General features: G+C 24.2%; 1 protein-coding gene. It reads right to left on the bottom strand.

Annotated features, from left to right (window positions below; all coding sequences use genetic code 11):
* Positions 1-55 precede the first annotated feature (55 nt).
* Positions 56-587 (bottom strand): VanZ family protein (locus CLCOS_RS00025; RefSeq protein WP_065080036.1); only part of this gene is annotated, 532 nt, incomplete at its 5' end.

Below are 587 nucleotides of genomic sequence, written 5' to 3'. Positions count from 1 at the left end.
TTAATTCCAGCATGTGATCTATTTTTATACATATAAACGTTCATTTTAACATTGATTAAAATTTATAAAGAATTTTAGCCAAACCAAATTCATTAAATATAAAGAAACGTCCTAAAAACATAGCACAAATAAATATAAAAGGTTCTATTTCCAAATAACTTGTCTTTATATCTTTCTTTTTCACTCTATTAAGCATCTTATATAAACAATAACCTACTATTGCTCCCAAAGTATTCAGTATGAAATCATCAATATCTGTACATCGAGTATTGAAAAGCTGACTTAATTCTATTAATATAGAAAAAGAACTTCCAATAATTATGGACTTCCATTTGTTCCAACTTGTCCAAATTAGTGGAATTAAAAATCCAAGAGGAATAAACAATATGATATTTAAAACATACTCTATTATATCTATATTTCCAGAAAAGGGTATCAAATTAATCTCATTTGGGTTTATTTTGAATCCATACATTTTAATATTATATAATGTTCCAGCACCCGTAAAATGTAGAACTCCAAAAATATAAAGTGCAAAAATAAAATTCCAAATTAAAAATCTTTTTTTATTTCTCATTTTATCTTTT

Origin of the sequence: Clostridium coskatii, assembly GCF_001675205.1 — a bacterium.
In the GTDB taxonomy this organism is placed as follows: Bacteria; Bacillota; Clostridia; order Clostridiales; family Clostridiaceae; genus Clostridium_B; species Clostridium_B ljungdahlii.
Note: the sequence above shows the minus strand (reverse complement) of the source record. Positions and strands in the feature narration are given on the sequence as shown.